At 66.4% G+C, this 26096-nt stretch carries 24 protein-coding genes; 15 read left to right on the plus strand and 9 right to left on the minus strand.

The window, feature by feature from the left end; all coding sequences use genetic code 11:
* The first annotated feature begins 1 nt into the window (after position 1).
* Positions 2-2821, plus strand: a complete 2820-nt coding sequence (locus tag FBY33_RS15970) for an HAD-IC family P-type ATPase (RefSeq protein WP_142031396.1) — start codon at positions 2-4, stop codon at positions 2819-2821.
* On the opposite strand, the gene FBY33_RS15975 is transcribed toward FBY33_RS15970, so the two are convergent.
* Complete coding sequence (locus FBY33_RS15975; protein WP_142031397.1) at positions 2818-3480, minus strand: hypothetical protein; 663 nt, start codon at positions 3478-3480, stop codon at positions 2818-2820. The two genes, FBY33_RS15970 and FBY33_RS15975, sit on opposite strands and share 4 nt — an antisense overlap.
* A gap of 234 nt (positions 3481-3714) precedes the next feature.
* Between FBY33_RS15975 and FBY33_RS15980 the strand changes: the two genes are divergently transcribed.
* From FBY33_RS15980 to FBY33_RS15990, 3 genes are read left to right on the plus strand one after another with little or no spacing between them, the layout of a single operon-like run.
* A complete protein-coding gene (locus tag FBY33_RS15980; protein WP_142031398.1) occupies positions 3715-3972 on the plus strand; it encodes an SHOCT domain-containing protein in 258 nt (85 codons plus the stop codon).
* 39 nt (positions 3973-4011) lie between these two features.
* Positions 4012-4329, plus strand: coding sequence for a DUF3040 domain-containing protein (locus tag FBY33_RS15985; protein WP_142031399.1), 318 nt, complete (start codon positions 4012-4014; stop codon positions 4327-4329).
* Positions 4326-4853, plus strand: coding sequence for a hemerythrin domain-containing protein (locus FBY33_RS15990; protein WP_142031400.1), 528 nt, complete (start codon positions 4326-4328; stop codon positions 4851-4853). The genes FBY33_RS15985 and FBY33_RS15990 overlap by 4 nt, the downstream gene beginning before the upstream one ends.
* Before the next feature lie 66 nt (positions 4854-4919).
* On the opposite strand, the gene FBY33_RS15995 is transcribed toward FBY33_RS15990, so the two are convergent.
* Positions 4920-5399, minus strand: a complete 480-nt coding sequence (locus tag FBY33_RS15995) for a universal stress protein (protein ID WP_142031401.1) — start codon at positions 5397-5399, stop codon at positions 4920-4922.
* Between the two features lie 270 nt (positions 5400-5669).
* Between FBY33_RS15995 and FBY33_RS16000 the strand changes: the two genes are divergently transcribed.
* Complete coding sequence (locus FBY33_RS16000) at positions 5670-6350, plus strand: response regulator (protein WP_327436757.1); 681 nt, start codon at positions 5670-5672, stop codon at positions 6348-6350.
* Between the two features lie 27 nt (positions 6351-6377).
* Here the strand turns inward: FBY33_RS16000 and FBY33_RS16005 are convergent, their stop codons facing one another.
* Positions 6378-8030: a GAF domain-containing sensor histidine kinase gene (locus FBY33_RS16005; protein ID WP_142032945.1), complete on the minus strand. Its 1653-nt coding sequence runs from the start codon at positions 8028-8030 to the stop codon at positions 6378-6380.
* Between the two features lie 233 nt (positions 8031-8263).
* Here FBY33_RS16005 and FBY33_RS16010 point away from each other — a divergent pair, with 233 nt between their 5' ends.
* The 4 genes from FBY33_RS16010 to FBY33_RS16025 all read left to right on the plus strand — a co-directional run bounded on the left by FBY33_RS16010 (position 8264) and on the right by FBY33_RS16025 (position 12654).
* Entirely contained in the window at positions 8264-8722 is a 459-nt protein-coding gene (locus FBY33_RS16010; RefSeq protein ID WP_142031402.1) for a pyridoxamine 5'-phosphate oxidase family protein, read from the plus strand.
* A gap of 69 nt (positions 8723-8791) precedes the next feature.
* Positions 8792-9658 (plus strand): universal stress protein, encoded by an 867-nt coding sequence (locus FBY33_RS16015; RefSeq protein WP_142031403.1) that lies wholly within the window; start codon positions 8792-8794, stop codon positions 9656-9658.
* 22 nt (positions 9659-9680) lie between these two features.
* On the plus strand, positions 9681-12218 hold the full coding sequence (locus FBY33_RS16020) for an HAD-IC family P-type ATPase (protein WP_142031404.1): 2538 nt from the start codon (positions 9681-9683) through the stop codon (positions 12216-12218).
* A 13-nt stretch (positions 12219-12231) separates the two neighbouring features.
* Positions 12232-12654 carry an Hsp20/alpha crystallin family protein gene (locus tag FBY33_RS16025; protein WP_142031405.1) on the plus strand — a complete coding sequence of 141 codons (423 nt, stop codon included), beginning with the start codon at positions 12232-12234 and terminating at the stop codon, positions 12652-12654.
* A 50-nt stretch (positions 12655-12704) separates the two neighbouring features.
* Here the strand turns inward: FBY33_RS16025 and ppsA are convergent, their stop codons facing one another.
* From ppsA to FBY33_RS16045, 4 genes are all read right to left on the minus strand, one after another.
* On the minus strand, positions 12705-15134 hold the full coding sequence (gene ppsA, locus FBY33_RS16030) for a phosphoenolpyruvate synthase (protein WP_142031406.1): 2430 nt from the start codon (positions 15132-15134) through the stop codon (positions 12705-12707).
* A 47-nt stretch (positions 15135-15181) separates the two neighbouring features.
* Positions 15182-17737 carry a cation-translocating P-type ATPase gene (locus FBY33_RS16035; protein ID WP_142031407.1) on the minus strand — a complete coding sequence of 852 codons (2556 nt, stop codon included), beginning with the start codon at positions 17735-17737 and terminating at the stop codon, positions 15182-15184.
* Positions 17734-18195, minus strand: coding sequence for a universal stress protein (locus tag FBY33_RS16040; protein ID WP_142031408.1), 462 nt, complete (start codon positions 18193-18195; stop codon positions 17734-17736). The genes FBY33_RS16035 and FBY33_RS16040 overlap by 4 nt, the downstream gene beginning before the upstream one ends.
* A 63-nt stretch (positions 18196-18258) precedes the next feature.
* Positions 18259-20232 (minus strand): heavy metal translocating P-type ATPase, encoded by a 1974-nt coding sequence (locus FBY33_RS16045; protein ID WP_142031409.1) that lies wholly within the window; start codon positions 20230-20232, stop codon positions 18259-18261.
* A 215-nt stretch (positions 20233-20447) separates the two neighbouring features.
* On the opposite strand from FBY33_RS16045, the gene FBY33_RS16050 reads away from it, so the two are divergent.
* From FBY33_RS16050 to FBY33_RS16060, 3 genes are read left to right on the plus strand one after another with little or no spacing between them, the layout of a single operon-like run.
* Positions 20448-20900 carry a flavodoxin family protein gene (locus FBY33_RS16050; RefSeq protein WP_142031410.1) on the plus strand — a complete coding sequence of 151 codons (453 nt, stop codon included), beginning with the start codon at positions 20448-20450 and terminating at the stop codon, positions 20898-20900.
* 15 nt (positions 20901-20915) lie between these two features.
* Entirely contained in the window at positions 20916-21278 is a 363-nt protein-coding gene (locus FBY33_RS16055) for a DUF5655 domain-containing protein (RefSeq protein WP_142031411.1), read from the plus strand.
* 60 nt (positions 21279-21338) lie between these two features.
* Complete coding sequence (locus tag FBY33_RS16060; protein ID WP_142031412.1) at positions 21339-21809, plus strand: GyrI-like domain-containing protein; 471 nt, start codon at positions 21339-21341, stop codon at positions 21807-21809.
* A 29-nt stretch (positions 21810-21838) separates the two neighbouring features.
* Here the strand turns inward: FBY33_RS16060 and FBY33_RS16065 are convergent, their stop codons facing one another.
* Entirely contained in the window at positions 21839-22195 is a 357-nt protein-coding gene (locus FBY33_RS16065) for a hypothetical protein (RefSeq protein ID WP_142031413.1), read from the minus strand.
* A gap of 61 nt (positions 22196-22256) precedes the next feature.
* On the opposite strand from FBY33_RS16065, the gene FBY33_RS16070 reads away from it, so the two are divergent.
* Both FBY33_RS16070 and FBY33_RS16075 read left to right on the plus strand, forming a co-directional pair.
* Complete coding sequence (locus FBY33_RS16070) at positions 22257-23153, plus strand: DUF4386 family protein (RefSeq protein ID WP_160141969.1); 897 nt, start codon at positions 22257-22259, stop codon at positions 23151-23153.
* Positions 23154-23290: 137 nt separating this feature from the next.
* The gene (locus tag FBY33_RS16075) at positions 23291-23563 is read left to right on the plus strand and encodes a YegP family protein (RefSeq protein WP_142031415.1); all 273 of its coding nucleotides are present in this window, start codon (positions 23291-23293) and stop codon (positions 23561-23563) included.
* Positions 23564-23631: 68 nt separating this feature from the next.
* Here FBY33_RS16075 and FBY33_RS16080 read toward each other — a convergent pair whose 3' ends face one another.
* Positions 23632-25089: a DUF5129 domain-containing protein gene (locus FBY33_RS16080; RefSeq protein WP_142031416.1), complete on the minus strand. Its 1458-nt coding sequence runs from the start codon at positions 25087-25089 to the stop codon at positions 23632-23634.
* Between the two features lie 120 nt (positions 25090-25209).
* Between FBY33_RS16080 and FBY33_RS16085 the strand changes: the two genes are divergently transcribed.
* A complete protein-coding gene (locus FBY33_RS16085) occupies positions 25210-26061 on the plus strand; it encodes a universal stress protein (protein ID WP_142031417.1) in 852 nt (283 codons plus the stop codon).
* Positions 26062-26096: the final 35 nt, after the last annotated feature.

Raw genomic sequence — 26096 nt, forward strand, 5'->3', positions numbered from 1 at the left:
CATGGCGAAGACCAGGCCCTCCCGTGGCGGGGAAGTGCGTCCCCAGCGGCCGGAATCGAACGTCACGCGGCGCCGGCCGGACAACGCCCCTGATCCGGCACACCATGGGCTCCCCGTCCATGAAGTGGTCCTGCTGCTGGAAACGGATGCCGCGAGGGGCCTGGGCCAGGAAGAGGTAGCGCGCCGCCGCGCCCAGTTTGGCGCGAACCAGCTTCCCAGGTCCAAGGGCAGTGGCATTGCCCGGAAGCTGGGACGGCAATTCAACAACCCCCTGGTCTACGTCCTGCTCGCCGCCGCCGCCGTCACCGTGTTCCTTGGAGAATTCCTGGACGCGGGGGTCATCCTCGCGGTGGTCCTGGTCAACACGGCGATCGGCTTCATCCAGGAAGTCCGGGCAGAAGCGGCCTTGGACGCGCTGCACTCGCTGGTCCGCACCCAGGCCGCGGTCATGCGCGGCGGCGAACGGAGGCAGGTTCCCTCCGAGGACCTGGTCCCCGGCGACCTTGTGCTGCTGGAGGCCGGCGACAAGGTACCGGCCGACCTGCGCCTGGTGCGGCTGTCCGCCTTGCGGGTGGACGAATCGGCGCTTACGGGAGAATCGGATCCCGTGTCCAAGGACGAGGTAGTGCTCCCGCAGGTCACGCCGGTGGCAGACCGGAGGAACATGCTGTACAGCGGCACCCTGGTAACCGCAGGCACCGGAGCAGGAATCGTCGTCGCCATCGGCGGCGAAACCGAACTTGGCGAAATCCACCGCCTTATGGGTGCGGTCCGGCCGGTGGCCACGCCGCTGACCCTGAAACTGGCACGGTTCAGCTCGACGCTTACCGTAGCCATCCTTGTCCTCGCCGCCGTGGCCTTCATTGCCGGCCTGGCGCATGGCGAGCCTCCGGGGCAGATGTTCACTGCCGCCGTCGCACTGGCCGTGGGAGCCATCCCGGAAGGCCTTCCCGCCGCCGTCACGGTGACGCTTGCCATTGGCGTCCGCCGCATGGCGCGCCGCCGTGCCGTGGTCCGGCGGCTGCCGGTGGTGGAAACGCTGGGCAGCACCACGGTGATCTGCTCTGACAAGACGGGCACCTTCACTGAGAACCAGATGACAATCCGTGCACTATGGACGCCCTCCGGCACCTATGACGTCTCAGGTTCAGGCTACGGGCCTGCTGGACACATCACCCCGTCGGCAACGGGGCATCCGGGAGGCACGCACCGGGATGTGACGGACGCGCCGGAGCATCCGGTGGACGGGGATGCAGCGCTGCAGTGGTCCCTCCTGGGCGGTGCAGCATGCAACGACGCCAAGGTTCACAGGGAGGGATCCACATGGCAGGTACGGGGCGACCCCACCGAGGCCGCGATGCTGGTGGCGGCAGGGAAAGGCGGCGTGGACGTCGCCGGCTTCCTGGCCGCGAATCCCCGGCAGCAGGAACTGCCGTTCACGTCGGAGCGGCAGTTCATGGCCACCCTGCACGGTTCCGCGCCCCCGGAAGGGGGCGGCGTGGTGTTCGTCAAAGGTGCTGTGGAACGGATAGCCGACCTCTGCTCCCACGAAATGGACACTCACGGCGCCGACAGGCCCGTCCGCCGGCAGGCAGCGCTCAATGCAGCACACGCGCTCGCGGACAGCGGACTCCGTGTCCTGGCCACCGCCATGATGCGGCTCCCCGCCGACGGCCGCCCTCTTTCCGGCATCGAATTGCGGGGCGGGATGACCCTGACGGGGCTCCAGGCCATGCACGACCCGCCGCGGGAAGCGGCCGCAGCGTCCGTAAAGGCGTGCCAGCGCGCCGGGGTGGCGGTGAAGATGATCACCGGGGACCATGTCCGGACCGCGGTGACTGTGGCTGCCGCCGTGGGCCTGGCCGCCGGCCGCGACACGGGGACAGCCCTGACGGGTACGGAGCTGGACGCCATTCCGGCAGATCAGTTTGCCGGTGCGGTGGAACGGGCAACAGTTTTCGCCCGGGTTTCGCCGGAACAGAAACTCCGCCTCATCGGGGCCCTCCAGTCCCGCGGACACGTGGCCGCCATGACCGGGGACGGCGTCAACGACGCCCCTGCCCTTCGGCAGGCGAATGTGGGCATTGCCATGGGGCGGAGCGGAACGGAAGTGGCCAAGGAGGCATCGGACATCGTCCTGACCGATGATGACTTTGCCACCATTGAGGCCGCGGTTGAAGAGGGCCGGAACGTCTTCGACAACCTGACCAAATTCATCGTGTGGACCCTGCCCACCAACATGGCCGAGGGGCTGGTCATCCTCGTGGCCATCCTGCTGGGGGCAACGCTGCCCATCCTGCCCACCCAGATCCTGTGGATCAACATGACCACCGCCGTGGCCCTTGGACTGATGCTGGCCTTTGAGCCCAAGGAACCGGGGTTGATGTCCCGTCCGCCCCGGCCGCCGGACCGGCCCCTCCTGACGTGGGCCCTTACCGTGCGGATCCTCCTCGTTTCGGCGCTGCTGGTCGCAGGAGCCTGGTGGCTGTTCGAACACGAACTGGCCGTTGGCGCATCTGTTGCCCAGGCCCGCACGTCCGCCGTCAACCTTTTCGTCGCCGTGGAGGTTGCCTACCTCTTCAGCTGCCGGTCCCTGGCCCGGCCGGCCTGGCGGATCAGCCCTTTCAGCAACCGATGGCTCCTGGTTGGCGTCGCGGTCCAGGCGGCTGGCCAAGCGGCCCTGACCTACGCGCCGCTGATGAACAGCCTCTTCCACACCGCCCCCATCAGCGGGGAAGCCTGGCTGCGGATCCTTGGCCTCGCCCTGCTTGCATCCCTGGTCGTCGCCGTGGACAAACGTTTACGGCGGCGGGGTTTTTAGTTCCTGCCACCGGCGGATGCAGCAACCCGCATAAGGCGCAACAAGACCAGTCCTGTGACCAGCGCCATCACTGCGGCCATGAGGACTGCAGCCCCCATGCCAATGACGGCGATCAGCCACGCAGGCTGGCCCGGTTGCCACAAGGGCGGGGCAACCAGCATAAAGACCGCCAGGCCCGCCGCCCAGGCTGCCGCGCTTCCAGCAATCCAGCGCCATGCCCGGCTGGCGTGGCGCCGCAACTCAAACCACTGGGCAGTTCCAATGGACACGAGCAGGAGGACCGCGGCCGCAGACCCCGCCGTCATCCAGGCCGCAGGCGGCCAGTCCTGCCAAACCTCGAAGGCCGACGGCAGCATGCCCACGGACCAGGCAAACGCGGCGCCGCCCGCGGTCAGCAGGACCCAGCGGCCCGCGGAGATCCGCGGCAGCCGGCTCCGCAGGACATAGGCCTGGAACCATCCGAGGACAGCTCCTTCGGCCAGGCCGGCCAGCACCAGGAGCACGAATTCCGCACGGGGCCAGACAGGTACCGCGAGAAATTGGGCAAAGGCCGGGGCGAGGAAGCCGAGGCTCTCGCCCAGGGTCACCCAGCCCACCCAGGCGGCGAGGAAGGCACGGCGGGCTGTCCCGCCGTCGTCAGTACTTTCTGCAACGCCCACCTGGCCATCCCCGTCCTCCGCACGGCTCCCTCTCCGGAGCCGGACGCCCCTCCAGACTCGCTATGGCCGGCCTCCGCCGCCAGTGCCAAAAGTACCGGGGGCGGCCACTTCTGCGCTTCGCGGCACACCTCACGGGACAGGACTAATGGCTCTGCCCGCGGCACCAGCCGAATCCGATACTGAAGGGGAAGGCGGACGGTTGGCGTCCGCCTCCACGTGACCGGAGGTCGTGAAGTGTACGGCTGGAATGACGGCATGGGCCTTTGGGGCTATGTCCTGATGAGCATCAGCATGGTGGTGGTTTGGGGAGCAATCATCACCGGCATTGTCCTACTGGCCCGTTCCCTGCGGGCGCCCTCCCCGAATGCACCCCAGCCCCCGTCGCCCCGAACGGCAGAGGACGTGCTGGCCGAGCGTTTTGCACGCGGCGAGGTCGACGTCGCGGAATACCAGAACAGGCTGGCTGTCCTGCGCGGCCACCCGGGTACCTGAGTTCCGGCTCCCCGCAGGCAATGGACAGTGGGTGCAGCTGTGCCGCTCTCTGAGTTTGAAAAACGCGAACTCGACCAGATCAGCCATGGACTGGCCGAGGAAGACCCCGGCTTCGCCGCCCTGCTTGGCCGGGATGCCTTTGCGCTGTCCCTTCGGGCCCGGTTCAGGCGCGGGTTGCTCCTCGTCGCGGCAGGCATCTGCATCCTGCTGCTTGGCCTGGTGGTCCGGGTTCCCTGGCTGGGCATTGCTGGGTTCGCCATCATGAACGGTGCCGGATACTGGGCCGTCAAGGACCTGCGCTGGTCGTCCCGGGCCACGAACCGGCAGGTCACCCAAATGGAAGGCAACAACGAATGAACGCTGGAACAGGTAAGGACGCCACGGCCGAGGTGCGGGCGCTGCAGGCCGTTGAAGCCCACCATGCGGACATGCTGCGGCAATTGAACGCGCTGGTGGGACTGCTGACCGAGGCCGTGGAGGCACGGGACCCCGCCGCCGGCCAGGAAACGCAGGCTGCGTTGCTGGACTGGTGTGACCGGGAGCTGGTGCCGCACGCCCTGGCAGAGGAGGGACCCCTGTACAGCGGGCCGCACGCGGCCCCCGAAGCCAAGCTGCTGGTGGACGGAATGCTGGCCGAGCATCAGGTGATCGTGGGCCTGGTCGAGGAGCTCAGGACGGCCGACGGCGTTGCTGCCGCAGTGGCCGCAGGTGCCATCCAGCGGATTTTCGCCCTGCATCTGGACAAGGAAAACCGGCTTTTGATGCCCTTCGTTATGCAATCCCCGGAGCTGTCGCTTGCCCAGGCCGTTGAAGGACTCCACGAACTGGTGGGAGAGGGCGCCGCCCACCACCATCACGGGCAGGGCCACCACAGCCACTAATACCGGGGCAAAGAGTCCGTACGACGGCGGTGTGCCGGGTCTGTCAGTCAGGGCACCCCGTGTCGATCAGGGCGCCGCAGATGGCTGCGACTGCGTCCCGTCGAGGTGGCCCGCGTCCGTCTCCTCCGGGGCGTGCACCACCAGCACCGGACAGTGGGCATGGCTCACGCAGGCAGAGCTCACCGAACCAAGGATGAAGCTGCCATGTCCCCGCCTGCCCACGATCAGCAGGGAGGCGTTGCGGCTCGCGTCAATCAGCAGCGGGCCCGGTTTACCCCGAACCAACCGTGCGTGCACAAAGGGCGGCAGCTCGTCGAAGGCGTCTGCCAGCGCCTGCTGGAGTACCTGGTGGGCCGCATATTTGAACCCCTCGATCCCTACCGCGAGATACACCCCGTAGCCGGCAGGCACGTCCCAGCAGGCCCATGCCTCCACGGTCGCAGACAATGGCTCCGCCATGGCCCGGGCTACCCGGAGCGCGGCGATGGAGGCATCGGATCCATCCACCGCAACGATGATCCGGGGGTGCGGTTCAGGGGCACTCATGCCGGCTCCATTCACTGTTGTTGCCACAATCCCCCTCCAGGGGTTCCCTCCTGCGGGCGTCGTCCCAGAATGGTGCAGAACCGCCTGCCGGGGTAGGGCCGAAAGTCATGACGGGAACAGCACCGCAAGTCCCCGGCCACGGTGCCACCCACCGGCGGACTTAGGTCCCTTCCCGGTATGAGGCCCGCTGGGGAACAATGGGGTCAGGCCCTCCCGGGGGCCGCCCCGCGTGGATGCGGGTTTTGGTCGTGAAGATTTTGGGAGCGTTCTATGCACATGCATGAAGCTGGATCTGATGAAGCAGCAGGATCATCCGGGCAGGTGCGCGTGTTCATCCTCGATGACCACGAACTGGTCCGGCAGGGACTGAAGGACCTGCTGGAGGGCGAAGGGTTCCTGGTGGTGGGCGAAAGCGGGTCCGCGGCCGAGGCCACCCGCCGGATTCCTGCCCTGCACCCCGACATTGCCATCCTCGACGGAAGGCTTCCCGACGGCACGGGCATTGAGGTGTGCCGGGACGTGCGTTCCCTCGATCCCCGCCTGCGCTGCCTGATCCTCACCAGTTACGACGACGAACAGGCCCTCCGGGGCGCAGTCCTGGCCGGCGCCTCCGGATACATCCTGAAACAGATCAGGAGCGATGACCTCCTGGCGGGCATCCGCAAAGCGGCTGCCGGCGAATCCCTGTTCGAACCGGGAGTCGAGCAGCAGATCATTACCGGCCTTTCCACGGTCCCCACCGATCCCCGGTTGGAGGGCCTGAGCGCGCAGGAGAAGAAGGTACTGGCCCTGATCGGCCAGGGCCTGACCAACCGGCAGATCGGCGACGAGCTGTTCCTGGCCGAAAAGACGGTTAAGAACTACGTTTCATCCATCCTGGCCAAACTGGGCTTCGAGCGAAGGACGCAGGCCGCCGTCTTCGTCACCAAAAGCTCGACAGACACTGCCTGACAACCCGCTCCCCCCCTGGCAGAGGCATCAAGCGAGCCGGGCGGACCACGTCACGGATGTGCCGGCACCCGGCACGCTCTCGATGATGCAGCTGCCCTTCAACAACTCGGCGCGATGGCGCATGTTCGCCAGGCCGCTGAGGCGGGCAGGCTCGGAGAAGCCCCGGCCGTTGTCGCTGATGAGGAGCTGGACCTGGTCCTGTCCCACGTCAACAAGGACCTCGATGTCCTCAGCGCCGGAATGCCGCAGCGCATTGCTGAGGCCCTCCGAGAGCACGGACAACAGATGCACCGCCACGTCGTCCCGGATCGAGTCCACCGCTCCGTTCAGGGAAACCTTGGGAGTTATGGCGTAGCTGCGGGAATTTTCCCGGACTGCGCGCAGGATCTGGCCCGTCAGCGGTTCCCGTTCCTCGTCGGCGGTACGAAGGGAATAAATCGTATCCCGCAGCTTGCGGATGGTGTCATCGAGTTCAGTGGTCACAGCGGCGATGCGTTCATGCGCCACAGGGTCCATTGTGTAACGGCGCAGGCTCTGGATGCTCAGGCCGGCAGCGAACAGGCGTTGGATCACCAGGTCGTGCAGGTCCCGGGCAATCCGTTCCCGGTCGCTGATAAGGAGGTTTTGTTCCCGCAGGGCATTCACGCGCGCCAGGTCCAGGGCCAGTCCGATCCGGCTTCCAAAGATGGCACTGGACTCTGCCTCAGCCTGGGTGAAGGCCGCCGCTCCCTGGGCGCGTGCCAGCAGGAGGACGCCGTTATCGCTGCCGGCGTGCCCCAGCGAACAGACGAGGACAGAACCAAGCTTCCCTGCCACCTCGTCGTCGAACACCTGCCGGGGGTCCTTGGCAACGAAAGACCCGCCGTCGTCAATAACGCCGGACACCGCACCTGAGGCCATCAACTCCTGGCCTGCCTGGAGACCTTGCACGCCAAGGCATGAACGGCAGCGAAGCGTACCGTCACCGGCCGGCACAGCCACCACCGCAAGCGCCGAGTCCGATACCTTCAAGGCGGTGTCGGCAACCAGGTCGAGGATGTCCGCGTTCCCGGGATGCGGCGCCATGATCAGCCGGCTGCTCAGCTCCATGCCTGCCTCCAGCCATTTCTGCCGGCGGTTGCTGTGTTCAAAGAGGCGGGCGTTCTGAATGGCGACACCGGCGGCAGCGGCCAAGGCAACCGCAAGTTCCTCATCGTCGGTGGTGAAATCCTCGCCACCCTGCTTTTCCGTCAGATAGAGGTTGCCGAACACTTCATCGCGGACACGGACGGGGACTCCCAGGAAGGTCTTCATGGGCGGGTGGTTTGGGGGGAACCCGGAGGTAATGGGATGACGGCCAAGGTCATGGAGCCTCAGGGGCCTTGGCTCGCGGATGAGCAGGCCAAGGACGCCATGCCCTGTGGGCAGGTCACCAATGGAACGGATCCCTTCTTCATCAATCCCCACCGTGATGAAGTGGCTCAGGGTCCGGTCTTCACCGATCACGCCCAAAGCACCGTACCGTGCACCAACCAGGGCGCAGGCAGACCTGACGAGGCGGTCCAGTACGGCCTCCAGGCTCAGATCCTCGGCGAGGGCCACCACTGCGGCCAGCAGGGCGTTGATGCGCTCCTGGGTATCCAGCAGCTCCTCGCCCCGGGCGGTGAAGTCCCGCACCGGATCTTCGACGCTGTCCCTCATCGGCCGCCAGGGCTTCTCAGTGCTCACGTTCCACCTCCTGCGGCAAGAGCCTGCGGCGCTGCGGGTCCTTGTCGCGATCCAAGTGTCCGGAACGGAAGTGCCTGCCCCCGCCCACAAGTCCGCCTTCACATGAGCATGAAGACATGTCCTGGGATCATTGTAGAAGCCCCCGTCAACTGCCGGCGGGACCTTCTTCCCTACCGGGGAGCAATTCCCGGCCCTAGGCTACGGCCATGAACACAGCAGCTGCAGAACCGGAAATCAAAGAACTCGGCGTCCACGATTGCTGGAAGTACCTTCGGTCCACGTCCATCTGCAGGATTGCCTTCACTGACGGGGAGGCCTTGGAAAACTACCCCGTGAATTTCGTTCCCAGCAACGGCACCCTGCTGATCCGTACCGGCGAAGGCACAAAGCTCGCCTCCCTGACGGACCGGAAAGCCGTAACGGTTGAGGCTGACGGAATGAACCAGTACGGCACCATCGCCTGGAGCGTCATCCTCAAAGGGCACGCGCTGGTGGTGTCCGATGAAGAGGAAACACGGGACGCGATGGAGGCGGGCCTGTCTCCCTGGCAGCCGGGCCAGAAGAACGTCCTGCTGCGGATTACGCCGGAGGAAATCAGCGGCCGGAAATTTGTGATTGCGGCGCCCACCCATTGGTGGCCGCCCAGGGAGCCCGCCGCCGGTTAGGCGGATTTCGATTAGCGCCACGTGGCGCCAGCCAGAACCCTTTCCAAGTACCCCAAAGGATGGACCCCCATGGCACCTGCCAAGCCAATCGCCGTCGGCATCACGGATACCTCGGCATCCAACGCTGCCCTGTTGTGGGCAGCAGCCCGGGCCAACAGGCTGCAGCGTCCCCTCGCCGTCGTAAATGTTGTGGACGACCGCTGGATGGCAGCCGAAGTCCTGCCCTACCTCGAGATCCTTCGTGAATCAGGACTGGCCTTGTTGAAGGAGGCCGGCGAAAAGGCGACCGCTGCCGAACCGGGCCTGCAGGTTACCCTCCAGCTGCTCGAAGGCGGTGTTGGCGCCGCCTTGGGTGACTATTCCAGGAATGCCTCCATGCTCGTCCTTGGCACCAGCGGCCACACGCGCGGTGCCCTGACTGACCGGGCACTCCAGGCAGCAGCCACGGCCGAGTGCCCGGTAGCGGTCATTGGGGACGGCCAGGAGCCGGGCCGGGGCATTGTGGTGGGCGTGGATGGATCACGGGAATCGACGCAGGCGGTGGCCTTTGCGGCCGCCGAAGCTGACGCGCTCGGGGAGGAACTCACCGTCCTTTACGCCTTCACCGGCCCCAGCCGGTGGATCGCGGCCGGCCTTCCGCAGAGCAGCTTTGCCACCCATGTAATGGAGGAAGAGCAGATTGTGCTGTCCGAAACTGAGGCGGGCCTCCGTCAGGACTACCCGGATCTTTCGGTCAACACCGTGATGGAAACCGTCCTTGAGCCGGCCGACGCCCTGATGCGTGCCGCCGCGGGGTCACGGCTGCTGGTCCTGGGCAGCCGTGGAAAAGGTGGCTTTGAAAGGTTCGTCCTGGGGTCCACGGCACATGCGGTCCTGACCCAGCCGCCGTGCCCCACCATCATCACCCGCCTGCACAAGCAGCAGCACCAGGACTGACGGGGGCGGGCTGCCTGGCCGGATGTCAATAACCGGGGAGAACGGAGCATCGGTTCCGGGCATGGACTTCAGCCATGCCCGGAACGGGCTCTCCACCGCCGAAGTGCGCGAGCGGACGGCCGCCGGACGCATCAACAGCGTGCCGACGGCAACCAGCAGGAGCGTCGGCGACATTGTCCAGGCGAACGTGTTCACGCTTTTCAATGGCGTGGTGGGAGGCTGCTTCATCCTGCTCCTGGTCCTTGGGCAGTGGCGTGACGCGCTTTTCGGCCTGTCCGCTGTCAGCAATTCGCTGATCGGCATCGTCCAGGAGTACCGGGCCAAGCGTTCCCTTGACCAGCTGGCCATCTTGCAGGCGGCCAGGAACACCGTGATCAGGAACGGCGCCAGGGAGGTCATCTCCTCGGAGGACCTGGTTCCGGACGACCTCGTGGTGCTCAATGCCGGAGACCAGGTCATGGCGGACCTGGTGTTGCTCGGCGTAGGCGGGCTTGAAGTGGATGAGTCCCTGCTGACGGGCGAGTCCGAGCCGGTCCCCAAACAGGGCGGTGCGGTGCTGCTGTCAGGATCGCTGATCCTCGCAGGCAACGGCCGTGCCACCGTGCTCCGGGTGGGGCCGGAGACCTTCGCGTACCGGCTGGCAGCAGAGGCTCGGCGCTTCTCCCTGGTCACATCGGAAATCCGAAGGGGGCTGGAGAGGGTGTTCACCGTGATCACCTGGCTGCTGCTGCCCACCGCCCTGCTGCTCACGAATGCGCAGATGCAGGACCAGGGTGGATGGGCCGGAGCCATGGAATCGGGACGGTGGGTACCGGCCGTCGTGGGAGCCGTGGCGGGCATCATGGCGATGATTCCGCTCGGCCTGCTGCTGATGACCAGCGTAGCTTTTGCCGTAGGCGGTCTCCGGCTTGCCCGCCGGAAAGTCCTGATCCAGGAACTCGCCGCCGTGGAAGTACTGGCACGGGTGGATGTCCTCTGCCTGGATAAGACCGGCACCCTGTCCTCCGGCGCCATCGTGTTCGATGCCATCCACGACGCCGGGACCGTCCATGACGCCAGGGCCGCCCACACGGCCGGGTGGCGGCAGGCGCTGGAATGGTTTGGCGCCCACGCGGATGCCAGCAGTACCGCCGCGGCGATCGGGGCGGCCTTCCCCGTGCAGGAACCCCTCCGGGAAGATGGGGCAGTGCCGTTTTCCTCCGCGCGGAAGTGGAGTTCGGTGACCTTCGCGCCGGAGTCCGCTGCTTCCGGCTCCTGGATCCTCGGAGCCCCCGATTCCGTACTCGGCTCCCCCGGCTGTGCCGAGGCACACGAAAAGGCAGCAGCCCTCGCCTCCAGTGGCCTCCGGACGCTGGTCCTGGCGCACCTGCCGGCGCCAATGCCGCCGGACGCCGCCGAGGCAGGCCTGCCTCCCGGGCTGGTGCCGGTCCTGCTGCTGACCTTCCGCGAGAGCATTCGCGGTGACGCCGCCGCGACGCTCGACTACTTCCGCCGGCAAGGGGTCACCGTCAAGATCATTTCCGGCGACGATCCCCGGACCGTAACAGCCCTTGCCCGGGAGGTGGGCTTTGGAGGCGGAATTGCCTTTGACAGCAGGGCGCTTCCCCATGATCCTGTCCTGCTGGAAGAAACGGTGGAGTCCCACAGCCTCTTTGGAAGTGTCACGCCGTCCCAAAAGCGGGACCTGATCCAGGCGCTGAAACGGCGGGGGCATACCGTGGCCATGACGGGGGACGGAGTGAACGATGTCCTGGCGCTCAAGGAGGCGGACCTGGGCATCGCCATGGACTCGGCATCACCTGCAACCAAGGCCGTGGCCCGCCTGGTCCTTCTTGACGGGCGCTTCGAAAGGCTGCCGGCGGTGGTGGACGAGGGACGCCGGGCCATCAGCAACATCGAACGCGTCTCCCTGGTCTTCCTGAGCAAGACTGTCTATGCCACGGTCATCTCGGTGGTCACCGGCATCCTGTTGCTGGCCTTTCCGTTCCTGCCGCGCCAGCTCTCCGCCCTGGACGGACTGACCATCGGCCTGCCGGCGTTCTTCCTGGCCCTGCAGCCCGGCGGCCAGCGTTATGCCCCCGGATTCCTGCGGCGTTCCCTCGCCTTCGCGGTCCCGGCCGGCATCTGCACCGCCCTGTGTGTCCTGGCGGTCAGCGCGTATGGGCAGTTGTGGGGTGGGCACAGCCTTCAGTCCGCGCAGTCTGCAGCCACCATAACCCTGGGCCTGGTGGCAGCGTGGATCCTGGTGATGGCATCACGGCCCCTCAACCGGGTGAAGGCGTTGATCCTTGCCGGGATGTACGCGGGACTGGTCCTGTTGTTCACCGTTCCCTTGACGCAGGAGTTTTTCCGGGTGGAGTGGCCGCCCGCCGGCCTGCTGGCTGTAGCGGTTGCCATAGCCGCGGCCGGGTGCGGGGCCATCGAACTGGTGGGCCGCTTGACCCGCCGGCCCCCGGCGGGCGCGGGCGAAACCGGGCTGGGACCTTTGACTCTGGAACCGGATTCACGGGAAGGGGATGGTGGAATTGCCGGGCAACGCGAAGGTCCGGCTTCGACATGAGCAGGAGGCAACAATGACTGACCTGATGAAATGGTTTGATAACCGCCGCTCCCCCATGGATGTCATCGAGCGGCTTTTCGAAGGTGATATGGGGTCCTCCGCCATCCGGGTTGAAGAGATGGTGGACGGAAACACCCTCGTGGTGCGGGCCGAGCTGCCCGGCGTCGACCCGGAAAAGGACGTGGACGTGACGGTCACGGACGGCGTCCTGACCATCAGGGGCGAGCGGCAGGAAAAGAAGGAGCACAAGGACAAGGACAGCTACCGGTCCGAGTTCCGCTACGGTTCCTTCGTCCGGCGGATTCCCCTCCCCAGCGGAGTGCAGCAGGACGACGTCACGGCTTCGTACAAGGACGGCGTCCTTGAAGTGCGTGCCCCGATTCCGGAGCAGGGACAGGGCACCGGGCCCTCCAAGATCCCCGTCACCAGGAGCTGAGAACGTTTAACGTACGACGCCGGCGCCTGGCCCTGTGAGGGCCAGGCGCTTTATTGCCCCTTGGCCAGGGCTGCGGCCAAGGCTGCTTCCGCTGCCGCGATAACCGGAAGTGTCCGCACGTAGGTGTCCGGGTTCAGGGACACCGAATCGATCCCCTGGCCCACCAGGAACTCTGCGAGGTCCGGGTGGTTGCTGGGCCCCTGTCCGCAGATTCCGATCTTGATGCCGGCAGCATGGGCCTTGGTGATGGCCTCGGCAATCATGGACTTCACCGCCGGGTCCCGCTCATCGAACAAACCTGAAAGTTCCTCCGAGTCGCGGTCCACCCCCAGCACCAGCTGGGTGAGGTCGTTGGAACCGATGGAGAACCCGTCAAAGCGTTTGGCAAACTCTCCGGCCAGGACCACGTTGGAGGGAATTTCGCACATCATGTAGAGCTGCAGTCCTTCCTGGCCCCGGACCAGTCCGTGCTCTTCCATCGCCTCTATGACCTGGTCCGCTTCCCGCACGGTGCGGCAGAAGGGGACCATGACAATCACGTTGCCGAATCCCGCCTGCTCGCGTACGCGTTTGAGGGCTTTGCACTCCAGCGCGAATCCCTCGCGGTAGTGGCTGCTGTAGTAGCGTGAAGCGCCGCGGAAACCCAGCATGGGGTTCTCCTCAAGACGCTCGAAGGCGCTGCCGCCCACCAGGTGGCTGTACTCGTTGCTCTTGAAGTCGCTGAGCCGGACAATCACCGGTTTGGGATGGAAGGGGGCGGCGATCTTGGCGATCCCTGTGGCCAGCACGTCGATGAAGTACTCCTGCGGGTCCTGGTAGCCGCTGGTGAGCTGCCGGATGAGTTCCGCCTCCTCCGGGTCCGCCACCCTTTCGGGATGGACCAGGGCCATGGGGTGGATGCGGATCAGGCTGTTGATGATGAACTCCATGCGGGCCAGGCCAACACCGGCCGCGGGCAGCCGCCACCACTTGAACGCGGCTGCCGGGCTGGCGATGTTGATCATCACGTTGGTGCGGGTTACCGGCAGGGCCTGCATGTCCATGTCTTCCACGGTGAACTCCAGCAGCCCCTCATAGACGCGGCCCTCCTCGCCGTCCGCGCAGGACAAGGTGACCTGGCCGCCGTCGGGCAGGACCTCCGTGGCGTTGCGTGTCCCCACGACGGCGGGCACCCCCAGTTCCCGGCTGACAATGGCCGCGTGGCTGGTAGGGCCGCCGTGGTCGGTGATGATGCCTGCGGCCCGCTTCATGATGGGCACCCAGTCCGGGTCCGTCATCCGGGTGACCAGCACGGAGCCGTCAACGAAGGATTCGATGTCCTTGGCATCCCGGACCACGCACGCCCGGCCCCGGGCTATGGAGTCACCGATGGCGGCACCCGTGACCAGGACCCGCCCGGGCTGTGCGAGGTGGTAGGTGCGGAAGGTGGAGGCACTCCGGCGGGCCTGCACTGTCTCCGGCCTTGCCTGCACCATGAAGAGTTCGCCGGTTACCCCGTCCTTGGCCCACTCCATATCCATTGGCCGCCCGTAATGGTCCTCCACGGCCACGGCCCAGCGGGCCAGCAGGACCACCTCGGGGTCCTCCAGCACCAGCGAGCGCTGCTCACGGTCTGTGGTCTCAACGGTCCGCGTCCTGGCATCCCCGCCGTGGCTGTACACCATCTTGCGTTCCTTGGCCCCAAGCTGGCGTTCAATGACGGGGCTGAAGCGCCGGTCTGCGAGGAGCGGCTTGAACACCTGGTATTTGTCCGGGTTGATGGTTCCCTGGACCACGGTTTCACCCAGCCCCCACGCGGCGCTGATGACCACCACGTCCGGAAAGCCGGACTCGGTGTCAATCGAGAACATCACCCCTGATGCGCCCAGGTCGGAGCGGACCATCCGCTGCACCCCGACGGACAGGGCAACGTCCAGGTGGTCGTAGCCCTTTATTTCGCGGTAGCTGATGGCGCGGTCCGTGAACAGGGAGGCGTAACAGCGCCGGCACGCCTCAAGGACCGCGCGGGCGCCGGCAACATTCAGGAAGGTTTCCTGCTGCCCGGCGAAACTGGCGTCGGGCAGGTCCTCAGCCGTGGCGCTGCTGCGGACCGCGACGGCAACCTCTGCCTGTCCGGCGCGGTGGCAGAGTGCCCGGTAGTGTTCCTGGATGTCAGCGGCGATGCTTTCCGGGAACGCGGCCTGCAGGAACAGTTCACGGATCGCTGCGCCCGCCTGGCGCAGCGTCAGGGTCCCGGCACGCTGTTCCCCGATATGCTTCCTGATCCGCGGCTCCAGGTCATTGGCGGCAACAAATGCGCGGTAGGCAGCGGCCGTCGTGGCGAATCCTTCGGGGACCCTGACCCCTGCCGATTGCAGTGCACGGCTCAGCTCCCCCAGGGAAGCGTTCTTTCCTCCCACCGAGGGGATGTCCGCGATCCCTGTGTCTTGGATCCACTTGACGTTGATCTCGGTAAGGGAGGTTTCTGCGGCGGCACTCATGGCTCGATTCTGGCCTCCGGCCAATGGGGCAGGCAGAGTCTTTGGTCCTAGCCGCGCCGCAGCCGGCCGCGGACCGATTTGTGGATCCAGTCCGCAAGCAGGACGGCGGGAGCAGCGAGCAGCGCAAGAATCAGGCCCATGGGGGTCGGCGGCGCCTGGCCCAGCAATGCGGCCAGAGAGGGCACGAACAGGCACACCGCCAGGATGGCCAGTTCAGCCAGCACAGCCCACACCAGCAGCCTGTTCGTGCCCCAGCCCAGCGACCAGGGCGGCAGGGTGGCGCTCCGGCACGCGAATGCGTTGGCAAGCTGGCCCAGCACAACGGCGGTAAACGCGGCGCCGGAGGCAGCCATCAGGAGCCCTGCTTCGGGAACCTGACCACGTGTCCAGCCCCCATCGGCCAGGACCGCCGAGAACACGGCCATCTCCATGGCCGCCTCCACTGGCCCCAGGATGCAGAAGACCCGGATGACCAGCCGCCGGTCCATCAGGTGCCGGCGTTCGGGCGGACGGGCCAGGACGTGCCTGCCGGGCGGCTCGGCGCCAAGGGCCAGCGCCGGCAGCAGGTCGGTGCCGATGTCCAGGGCGAGGATTTGCAGGACGCCCAGGGCGAGCGGAAACTGGCCGCCGGAAAGGGCCCAAATCACGAAGGGCGTCAGTTCCGCCACGTTGTCGGTGAGGTGGTACGTGAGGAACCGGTGGATGTTGGCGTAGGTGGCCCTGCCTTGTTCAATGGCCGCCACGATGGTGCCGAAGTGGTCATCGAGGAGGACCAGGTCCGCGGCTTCCCGGGCCACGTCGGTCCCGCTCAACCCCATGGCCACCCCGATGTCCGCCGCGCGAAGGGCAGGGCCGTCGTTGACGCCGTCCCCGGTCATGGCCACCACGTGCCCTCGGGCCTGCAGGGCCTTGGCGACGCGAAGCTTCTGCTCAGGTGAGACCCGGCTGACCACCACTCCGTCACGGTCCAGGAGTGCACCGAGTATTTGCTCATCCTCTGGAAGGTCAGCGCCTTCCAGGACGTATTCAGGGGTGCCGGCCAGGCCGATCTGGCGCGCTATCGCTGCCGCCGTAGCCGGGTGGTCCCCTGTGATCATGGCGACTTTCAGGCCGCCCTGCCGGGCGGTGCGTATCACCTCGCCCACATCCGGCCGGGGCGGGTCCTGCAATCCAATCAGGCCCAGGAGCTCCATACCGGTTTCAAGTTCGGCTGCCGGGCTGGTGTCCCAGGCATCGGGTGCTCCTTCAAGGCTCCGCCGTGCCACGGCAATGACACGCAGGCCCCGTGTCGCCATGACCTCCACCTGCTCCTTGGCCGCTCCCGGAACGGACTCACACAGCGGGAGGACTGTTTCGGGGGCACCTTTGCAGAACAGTTCAGGACCCACGAGGGCGGACTCCCGGCGCCGGACCGGGTCGAACGGCAAGCGGCGCGCGGGGGAAGGCCCTGGTCCGGTGCCCGTCAGCCGGCGGGCCAGGGCGTCCATGGCTGCTTCCATCGGGTCCCCCTGGGCATGCCACTGACCGTTGTGCAGTTCGGCCCTGCCCTGTGAAGCGGTACGGGCTGCGAGCGCCGCCTGGGCCGCCCTGTCCACGCCCGGGCCCTCGATGAGCGCTTCCGGGTCATATCCCTGGCCCGTCACCTGGACTGTCCCTTCCGTGGTGAAGACCTCGACGGCGTTCATCCGGTTCTGTGTCAGGGTCCCTGTTTTGTCGGTGCAGATGAAGGTGGTCGAGCCCAGGGTTTCCACGGCTTCGAGGTTGCGGACCAGTCCGTTGCGGGATGCCATGCGTTGGGCACCCATCGCCAGTGACAGCGTGACGGTGGGCAGGAGCCCTTCCGGAACCAGTGCCACGGCAACCCCGATGGAGAACAGGAAGGAATCGCGCCATTGAAAGCCCACCAGCAGCGATGCCAGGAAGAAGACCGCCGCTATGCCCAGGGCCACGCCTGCGGTGACACGCACAATCCGCCGCAGTTCGAGGGACAGCGGCGTGGGAGGTGGAACAGCTCCGCTGGTCAGGGCGGCGATCCCGGCCAGCCTGGTCCCGGCACCGGTGGCGGACACGGCGGCCTCTCCGTAGCCGTTGACCAGGAAGGTTCCGCCCCATACAGGATCGCCTGCGGCTTTGGGCACGGGCTCGCTTTCGCCGGTGAGCATGGATTCGTCCACGTCGCAGGCGGACGCCGACAGCAGATCCATGTCTGCGGGCACACGGTCGCCGGAAGCGAGCAGCACCAGGTCCCCGACCACCAGCTCGCTGGCGTGGACCTTGCGCACCTTCCCGTCCCGCCGCACCACCACGTCGGCGGGCAGCAGGCTGCGCAGCCTTGCGGCGGCGTGCTGGGCGCGTTCCTGCTGGATGTGGGCGAACACCCCGTTGACAATGACGACGACGATGATCGCCACCGCCAGTTGAGGCATGTCCGCGATGAAGGCCAGGCCGGCGGCGCACCACAACATGAGGGCGAAGAAGTGCGTCATCTCCCCCCAGAGCTTCCGCCATTGCGGGACGGTTATTTCCGGGGGAAGCTGGTTGGGGCCTGCCTGCTTCAGGAGCTGCGCGGCCCGTTCAGAGCTCAGGCCCTCCGCGGTCCTCACACAGGGTCCGCCTCCTGCCCCACCAGGAGCACCGGGCATTTCGAGTGGGCCGCGCATGCCTTGCTGACCGAGCCCATGGAGGACTTCAGCAAGCCACCTTCTCCGTGCCGTCCGACCACCAGCATCTGGCCCCGCCCGCTCTCCTCCACCAGCACTTTCGCCGGCGGTCCGAACTTGACGGTCACGTCGATGTTTTCCGGCCGTTCTCCGGAGAATGCCCGGCCCAGGGCATCCTCGACCAGGCGGCCGGCAGCGTCCTCAAGCCTCGCGGTGAACTGCCTGTCCGCCCCTTCCAGGCGGGACATGACCAGGTAGTCCGGCATCCCGATGCATGTGATGACTTCGAGCCGGGTGCCCAGGCGGGCTGCCAGGGTGCCGGCGTAGCGGAGGGCTGCGGAGGAGTACTCTGAACCATCCACGCCCACGATGACTGGTTTGGCCCCTGTTTCTGCGTTCATGGACACCACGATCCCGGCTGGGGGTTGCGGCGGGAAGGGCCAAAAGTCATGCCGGCCGGTGGCTTAGCCCGCGCGTTTCGGATCGGGACGGCCTTGCAGGTCGGCAGCGCTTTTAAGGTCGGCACCGCGCAGCGCCCTCAGGCCGTTGAGGATGGTGGCCAGGTCCACCAGTTCCTGCAACAGGGCCCCGACGACGGCTGGGATGTAGCCCGTCATGGCGATGGCCATCAGCACCACGCTGAGTCCTATTCCGGTCCAGATACTCACCAGGGCCACCGCCACGGTCCGCTTTCCAATGGCCACGGCCTGGGCCACCTTGGAAAGGTCGTCAAGCATGACCACCACGTCCGCCGATTCGCTGGCCGCGGTGGCCCCCTTGGCGCCCATGGCGATTCCCACATCCGCCGCGGCCAGGACGGGTGCGTCATTCACGCCGTCACCCACCATCAGGACCGGCCGTTCCCGGATGGCGGCCACCGTATCGACCTTGTCTTCAGGAAGGCAGTCAGCCTGGACGTGCCCGATCCCCGCTTCCTCGGCGATGTGTGCCGCCGTAGCGCGGGCATCCCCGGTGAGCAGCATGGTGTTCCGCACGCCGAGGCCGCGCAGCAGGTCAAGGGTATCCACAGCATTGCGGCGCAGTGGATCCTTCATGATCAGCGCCCCGGCGTACTCGCCGTTCACCGCCACATAAACAGCCAATTGGCCGCTCCGGACTGCTGCTTCGCGGAACCCGGTGGACGAACTGCGGACCAGGCCGGCTTTTCCCACCACCACCCGCTGGCCGTCGCAGACAGCTTCCACCCCGTGCGTTGCGCTCTCCGTCGCTTGCTGTACCGGGAGGAGTCCCAGTCCGGCCGACTCTGCCGCTTCGATCACGGAGGCCGCCAGCACGTGGGAAGAGTACTGCTCCGCCGAGGCAGCCAACTGCAGGATTCGTTCGCTGCCCAAGGCCTCACCCGGGCCTGGCGCCACTTGGATGCCATCCAGGACGGGCCGCCCTGACGTGAGCGTTCCAGTCTTGTCAAAGACGGCGGTCCGGGCCTTCGCAAGCTGCTCAAGCGTCCCGGTGTTCTTGATGATGATCCCCTTGTGGGCTGCCTGGCTGGTGCCGGCCAAGAACGCTACGGGGGCAGCGATCAGGAGCGGGCAGGGCGTGGCTACCACCAGGACCTGGGCAAAGCGGAGCGGCTCACCCGAGAGGAACCAGGCGGTCCCGGCCATGGCCAGGGCCAGGAGGGTGAAGGGAACTGCGTAACGGTCAGCGAGCCGGACAACGGGAGCCCGGCTGTTGGATGCCTCCTCCACCAGGGCGATGATGCGGCTGTACTGGGAATCGACTGCGGCGGCCGCGGCCCGCATGCGGATAGCGGCCTCGCCGTTGACCGCACCGCTAAGCAACTGTTCCCCCTTGCTGCGCTCAACGGGCAGGCTCTCACCCGTCAGCGATGACTCATCCAGGGTGGCTGAGCCGGACAGCAGTTCGCCGTCCACAGGTACCAGCTCGGACGGGCGGACCACCAGGATGTCCCCAGGTGCTACCTCCCCAATGGGGATATCTTCGAGTATCGCGCCGGTCCCTTCCCGGTGCGCGAACCGGGGCGCCCTGTCCAGCAGCGACCGCAATTCGCGTGCCGCGCGTCCCTGGGCAAAGTTCTCCAGCGCCTCACCCCCGGTCAGCATCAGGATTACCACCAGTGCGGCGAGATATTCACCCACGGCCACCGTGCTGGCAATCGCCGTCAGCGCCAGGAGGTCGATACCCCAGCGTCCCTCCCGCAGGGACCGGACCATGCCAGGCGCACGCGCCACTACGATGACCGCGGCGTAGGCGGAGGCGAGGACGCGGACCTGCAAGTCCAGGCCGGCCTGGAGCATCACCAGCGTGGCGAGGAGGACGAGGCAGGTCAGTGCGACGACGGGATAACGCCTGAGAAAGCCCCATGCCTTTCCTGCCGGCGACGTGGGGGATGCCCCGTCGTCGAGGTTGCCGGGACTCCCCTTGGTTGCCGCGGGCAGTGCGGCCTGGTTTCTCACTTAGGCCCCCCGGCAAGTAGTCGGCGGTGATCGCACATAAAGCCGAACCTACCCGGCCGCCCGCAGCCGGGCTAGGGCATTAGGCCCCAACCCCCTCCAGGCAAAGCCCTCCAGCAGGCCTTTGGGCCCTGCCGTGACTTTTGGCCCTGACACGGCAGCCGGACCAGGAGCATGGTTGAGGGCAACATGCCGCCGACACAGACCGAAAGTTCCACATGAAAGCCGTTGTCCTCTACGACACCGCGTATGGGAACACCAGGACCATTGCGGAGTCGGTGGCATCCGGACTGGGGCAGGGTGCGGCCGCCGTTCCGGTTGAAGGGTTCGATACGGAGACCCTGCACCCGGGTGACCTGCTCGTCGTCGGCAGTCCCATCAATGGCTGGAAGCCCACCGCCCGGATCACTGAAATGCTGGCAGACCTCGGCCGTCGTAGGCTGACCGGGGTAAAGGCCGTTGCTTTCGATACCAGGGTGAAGCTGTTCGTCCACGGTGATGCCGCCGGGAAGATCACCAGGGCTCTTGAGGCGGCCGGTGCCAGCATCGTTGGCGGACCCGCGGCCTTTTATGTCAAAGGCAGCGAAGGACCCCTCATTGAAGGCGAGGCAGAGCGGGCAGCAGCATGGGCCGCCGGTCTTGCGGCCTCGCTGGGCAACGGCAGTGTGTAGGCAGGGCCTTCCACCTTGCAGCAGTTGACGGTGGAGCGGTTCTTCGACGGCGCACCGACGGCCCTAAGGCTTTACCAGGCGGCGGAGCAGATGGCCGCGGAACTGGGTCCGCACGACGTGCGGGTCAGCAAGAGCGAAATCTCCTTTCGCCGGCGCCGCGGCTACGCTTACCTCTGGCGGCCGGGGGTGTACGTGAAATCAGCGGTTCCGTTGGTCCTGTCCCTCGCGCTGCCCCGGAACCTGGAATCGCCCCGGTTCAAGCAAATCGCCCATCCCGCAGCCGGAATCTGGATTCATCACTTGGAGCTCACAGACAGCTCCCAACTCGATGCCGAGGTCCACCGTTGGATGCAGGAAGCGTATGACGCCGCGGCCTGACCTTTCCCCTAGAGTCCTACGGCCCTGTCACGCTGCTGCCCGGAGGGCAAAGCTGATGCCATGAATGAACAGGGCCAGCAGCCGCGGAGGATCCATATCACCGCGCAACCAATCGCCGTGGTCCGCGAACGCGTCCCCATGAACGAACTGACAAGCTTCTTTGGCCGCGCCTTTGGCACAGTCATGGCCGCCGTCCAGCAGCAGGGCGCCAGCCCGGCAGGCCCTCCGTTCGCGCTGTACCACGGAATGCCGGATGAGACAGTGGACGTTGAAGCAGGATTTCCCGTGGCCGGGAACTTCCAGGGAACCGCGGAAGTGGCCAGCGGGATGCTCCCCGATACCGACGCAGTCGAAGCCATCCACACCGGCCCTTATGACAGCCTGGGCACCACCTACGATGCCATTCTTGAGCATATGAAGGCCGGCGGCGCCGCCCCCTCAGAGACCATGTGGGAGTACTACCTGACGGATCCGGAAGCACAACCCAATCCGGCGACATGGCAGACCAGGGTGGTCTGGCCGGTCGCCTGAGAATGGCCCACGACTGAGGGGCCGGAGGGCTATGAGCCGTTGCGGCGGCTGAAGGTCAGGTCCCACGGCTGGGTGCCGCGGCTGGTTTCAGACCATCCATCGCGTGCAATTTCCTGGCGGAGCTGGCCCAGGCTTGCTTCCAGGCCGGGAGCCCAGGCCTCTTGCGGTGGTGTCTTGTTCAGCGGTGGTCCGGGAAACGTATCGCTGGTGTAAAGGCGGTGGCCGTCCTCCGTCCTGCCCACGAAGCGCAGCTGCGTGCGTCCATACTGTGAGCCGAGCGTGTAGAGGATGCGCGCCCACCACTTCCGGGACGCGGCGTCCTCCAGCTCTACGCGGAGCCGCTCTTCACGCCCGGGGTGGGCTGGCTGCTGGGCATCTGCGGTCATGTCGTCCTCCAGGGAAACGCGATCATGGGTTAGGTCCCGCAGTCTTCCAAGGATCGGCTCGATGGAACAGGGCCCTTGGTCACTGGGTGCCGTGCTTCTCACCGGGTCCAAAGGCACTACCCCACCCCGCAGGCGGATGGCAGAGTCCAGCCATGACAAGGCACTCCCCTTGACCGGCCGGCATCCGGGCGCCCGGCACCGTCCGCCGGCCGGCGGTACTGCGGCAGACACCGGGGACCGGCACGGCTGGCAGCTCCTGTATCTGGCAGCCGGCGCGTCGTCGATCCTGTTTGTGCTCCTGCTGATAGCTGCCCTGGTACTCGACTTCATGGCTCCCCCGCCCGTGCACGGCGGAGCCCCCACCCTGGAGTTCATCGCCGCCAACAAGCAGGTCTACGTCGCCGAGCAGGTCCTGTGGATCCTGCCGAACATCCTTCCGGTCCTTGTTTTTGCAGCACTTTTCGTCGCTCTCTCGGCCGGTCAGAAGAGCCTTCCCCTGATTGCGCTTGTTTTCGGCGCCCTGCCCTGGGCACTCCTGCTTGCTGTACCGGTCAGCAGCCGGGGTTCACTCAACCTGGTGTACCTCAGCGACCGCTTCACGGCGGCCGGGTCGGATGAAGAACGCAGAGCCTACGCCACCGCCGCCGAAGCCATCATTGCGGAGAACAACACTCCTGCCATCGTCGGCGCCCTCTCTGCGCTCGGAATCCTCCTGATGGGACTGGCGATGCTCCGGGGAAGCGCAGCACTCTTCCCGCGGTACCTGGGCTGGCTTGGTGCGGGCACGGGAGCCTTGGGTGTGGTCAGCGAGGTCCTCCGGCACGCTGCGCCCGAATTTTATTGGGGCTACGGCATCCTGCTGTGGGTGTGGTTCATCGCCACAGGAATCGCACTCATGCGGCTGTCCCGCGTGCCCGCCCGAAGCCCGGTGCCGGCGGTCAAGGTCTTTGGTCCCTAAAAAGCCCGCCGGTCATTTGAGATGGTGGTCCAGGCCGGAAGCACCACGCTGGGGTTGTGCATCCGGGTTGCCGCGGCCCATGCAGGCCGGCATGCAGCCTCATCAACGGGGGCAGGAGCTAGAGGAGAGCAAGGCTTATGGCAGGTACGTTCGAACTGTTTGTCGATGAAGATTCACAGATCCGGTTCCGGCTTGTGATGCCGGATGGACACGTACTGGCGGTTTCCGGACAATTCACTGACAAACGGGCGGCGGCCGCAGCCATCGAAGAGGTGCGTGAATGCGCCGGAACCGGGCTGATCCGGGACGTGGTTTCGCCACCGCCGGGCATGGCGCTGGCCTCCGCGCCGCATCCGCGCTATACCGTCCGGCATCGAATTCCCCGGCTCAACTCCCTCGGCGCCGCATAGGCACAGCCATCGGGCAACGGCCCACCCAGGCCCGGCTTGCCAGGAGGGCTTCGCTCCTGACTGGGCTGCTAGAAGCTCGACGAACTGCCTGATCCCGAGAAACTGCCGCCGCTGCTGCCGTACCCCGTGGTGCTGCCGCCGCCCCTGGCGGAGTTGACGCTGCTGACCCCGGTATTGAAGCCGGAGCTGAATGTGGCCACGGAGAAAAAGTTGTACGACGGATACACGGTGCCCAGGATGCTCGGTTCGTAGGTCCGCTGCCTGTGGTGGTCCAGGCCCTCGTGTGCCGTCTCCATGTGCTCGCGCATCAGGCGGGCCTCGCGCTCATTTTTTGCGAAGCCCTGGATGACGGTTTCGGCATGGTTCTCCAACAGCTCCGAGAGCCGTGAGCGTGCCTCATAGAGCCGGTCCAGGGCCTTTTCCGGGCTGATGCGCCGGTCGGCCAGTTCTGCCGTCCACCGTTCGATGTCCCGAAGGCTCCCGTCACGGAAGGAACGAAGCGCCGTGGCGGTGGCCGAATCCCCCTGCCCGTGGCGTTTTGCCAGGAGTTGCTCAAGCCCGGCCAGGTCCTTGCGGAACGGGGCGAGCTGCCGGTCCCAGGCGGTAGGCCAGGTGTCGGCGCGGTTGAGCAGGGCGTTGCTGTCGGCGATGACATCATCGAGGGCGTCCAGCTCTGCTGCGGCATCCGCGAACTGGCGGGCGAGCTTGAGGTTCTTCCGCCGGCTGAGCGCCCGTTTGCCCAGCGCGTGCACTTGGTTGGAGAGCTCCGTAGAGGCTGCATACCGGCTCAGGAAGGTGCGGTGTTTCTCCAGGATGCGGCTGCCGTATCGGGATGATTCGGGGATGGTGCCGGCATTCAGCTCCGTGACGTCCAGGTCCATGCTGACGTTGGAGTAGCTCCGGTCACCGCGTTCGATCTGCTTGCGGCAGGATGTCCTGGTCACGGCCCGGACAATCAGCCACGCCGCCGCGCCCAGGACCGCAAGGCCCCCGGTGATCCAGGCCGTGATCAGGAAGGCGGCAGACCTGTACCAGGGCTGGTTGATGAGCTCGGCGGCACGCCGGATTCCGGCCACCGTGCCGTCGGTCCATTGCGCGTCGCGGAACAGTTCCTTCGAAGCGTCCTGGATGTCGCTGCGCTGTTCAAGCGACACTTTCCGGTCTTCGCCCATGTAGGTGCCCACGTGGCGGCCCACCGGGTCGAGCGCGAAAATGAACAACCCATCTGCCCATTTCTGTCCATCCGCGCTGATCCACTCGGGGTGCCTGTCACGGGCGAACTTCAGGACCTCTTCATTGAGGTTGTCCTCAGGCTTTCCGTTGTACGTAAAGACGGCAACGCGGGTGGGCTCGTAGAACTGGATCTTTTCGATCGCGGGAACCAGCGTGTTCCGGTCCAGGACACCGGCTGTGTCTTCCACGACGACGGCTGCCGGGACCACGGCAGCGCTTGGGGCCGCAGCACCGAGCAGGGTGGCAGCCAGGGCAAGCATGATCACGGCTATCCGGCCCACCATGGTGCCCATATCCCTCCCCGCTTCTTAGAATCAGAAGGATTCCTGGATTCAGCATGGAACCAACGGCCCGGCGCGCCAAAGGGGCGAAGGTCCCGCCAGTGAAGATCGGCCTGAGAGGAGCGCTGCCGCATGACACTCGGTTCGGGGCAAATTGTGGCCGGTTACGACGGCTCGGACGAGGCAGCGGCCGCCGTCCGGTGGGCGGCGCGCCATGCCCGGGCCATCAATTGCCCGCTCCATGTGGTGCATTGTTCAATGTGGCCGTTGCTGACAAGGCACCTGGGTCCTGTCCCGGGGGTGTCCGGCAGTGGCCTGGAACAGTCCGCCCAGTCCGTCCTGGAGGAGGGCGTCTCGCATGCGGCAGCGGAAGTACCTGGCCTTAAAATCCGCAGCACCCTGCTCCACGGACTGCCCGCACAGCTCCTGGCTGAATTTTCCGCCGGTCAGAAGATGCTGGTTGTGGGCAGCCGCGGGCTGGGCGGTTTCCTGGGCCTCCTGGTGGGGTCCGTGAGCCTGGAGCTGGCGGCCACAGCTGCCTGCCCGGTGGCTGTGATCCGGGAGGACACCCATCCCGGCGGACCCGTCTTCGCCGCCGTCGATGCATCGGGTTCGCCGGCAGCCTTGGAAGACGCCTGTGGCCTTGCTTCCGCATGGCAGGCACCCCTTACGGTGGTCCACGTCCGGTACGAGCCCGCCGGCTACCTGCGGCCGCGCGGGCAGGACGGCTCGGCTGAGGCCCGGGAAGTCCTTGAATCCGCCCTGACCCAGGCGCGGACCGTGGCCCCGGATGTTGCCGTTGACGGCAGGTTGCCCGCGGACAGTTCTGTCCCGCACGCCATCCTCGAGGCCGCACGGGAAGCACGGATAGTGGTGGTGGGTTCCCAGGGCCGCGGGGTCCTGCGGGAGACCATGGGGTCAACCGCACACGCTGTACTGCACCACGCTCACGGGCCGGTCCTCGTTTCCCGGCGCGGCGCCTGAGCAACGCTGCTGCAGGAGTGTCGGCCCGGGTGCAG

Source organism: Arthrobacter sp. SLBN-112 (assembly GCF_006715225.1).
Taxonomy (GTDB): domain Bacteria; phylum Actinomycetota; class Actinomycetes; order Actinomycetales; family Micrococcaceae; genus Arthrobacter.

Bases quoted from the DNA above. Each gene is read 5' to 3' on its own strand.
- FBY33_RS15970 (WP_142031396.1), top strand. From the start codon at position 2: ATGGCGAAGACCAGGCCCTCCCGTGGCGGGGAAGTGCGTCCCCAGCGG.
- FBY33_RS15990 (WP_142031400.1), top strand. From the start codon at position 4,326: ATGAACGCTGGAACAGGTAAGGACGCCACGGCCGAGGTGCGGGCGCTG.
- FBY33_RS15995 (WP_142031401.1), bottom strand. From the start codon at position 5,399: ATGAGTGCCCCTGAACCGCACCCCCGGATCATCGTTGCGGTGGATGGA.
- FBY33_RS16000 (WP_327436757.1), top strand. From the start codon at position 5,670: ATGCACATGCATGAAGCTGGATCTGATGAAGCAGCAGGATCATCCGGG.
- FBY33_RS16005 (WP_142032945.1), bottom strand. From the start codon at position 8,030: ATGAGGGACAGCGTCGAAGATCCGGTGCGGGACTTCACCGCCCGGGGC.
- FBY33_RS16010 (WP_142031402.1), top strand. From the start codon at position 8,264: ATGAACACAGCAGCTGCAGAACCGGAAATCAAAGAACTCGGCGTCCAC.
- FBY33_RS16015 (WP_142031403.1), top strand. From the start codon at position 8,792: ATGGCACCTGCCAAGCCAATCGCCGTCGGCATCACGGATACCTCGGCA.
- FBY33_RS16020 (WP_142031404.1), top strand. From the start codon at position 9,681: ATGTCAATAACCGGGGAGAACGGAGCATCGGTTCCGGGCATGGACTTC.
- FBY33_RS16025 (WP_142031405.1), top strand. From the start codon at position 12,232: ATGACTGACCTGATGAAATGGTTTGATAACCGCCGCTCCCCCATGGAT.
- ppsA (WP_142031406.1), bottom strand. From the start codon at position 15,134: ATGAGTGCCGCCGCAGAAACCTCCCTTACCGAGATCAACGTCAAGTGG.
- FBY33_RS16040 (WP_142031408.1), bottom strand. From the start codon at position 18,195: ATGAACGCAGAAACAGGGGCCAAACCAGTCATCGTGGGCGTGGATGGT.
- FBY33_RS16050 (WP_142031410.1), top strand. From the start codon at position 20,448: ATGAAAGCCGTTGTCCTCTACGACACCGCGTATGGGAACACCAGGACC.
- FBY33_RS16060 (WP_142031412.1), top strand. From the start codon at position 21,339: ATGAATGAACAGGGCCAGCAGCCGCGGAGGATCCATATCACCGCGCAA.
- FBY33_RS16065 (WP_142031413.1), bottom strand. From the start codon at position 22,195: ATGACCGCAGATGCCCAGCAGCCAGCCCACCCCGGGCGTGAAGAGCGG.
- FBY33_RS16070 (WP_160141969.1), top strand. From the start codon at position 22,257: ATGGAACAGGGCCCTTGGTCACTGGGTGCCGTGCTTCTCACCGGGTCC.
- FBY33_RS16075 (WP_142031415.1), top strand. From the start codon at position 23,291: ATGGCAGGTACGTTCGAACTGTTTGTCGATGAAGATTCACAGATCCGG.
- FBY33_RS16080 (WP_142031416.1), bottom strand. From the start codon at position 25,089: ATGGGCACCATGGTGGGCCGGATAGCCGTGATCATGCTTGCCCTGGCT.
- FBY33_RS16085 (WP_142031417.1), top strand. From the start codon at position 25,210: ATGACACTCGGTTCGGGGCAAATTGTGGCCGGTTACGACGGCTCGGAC.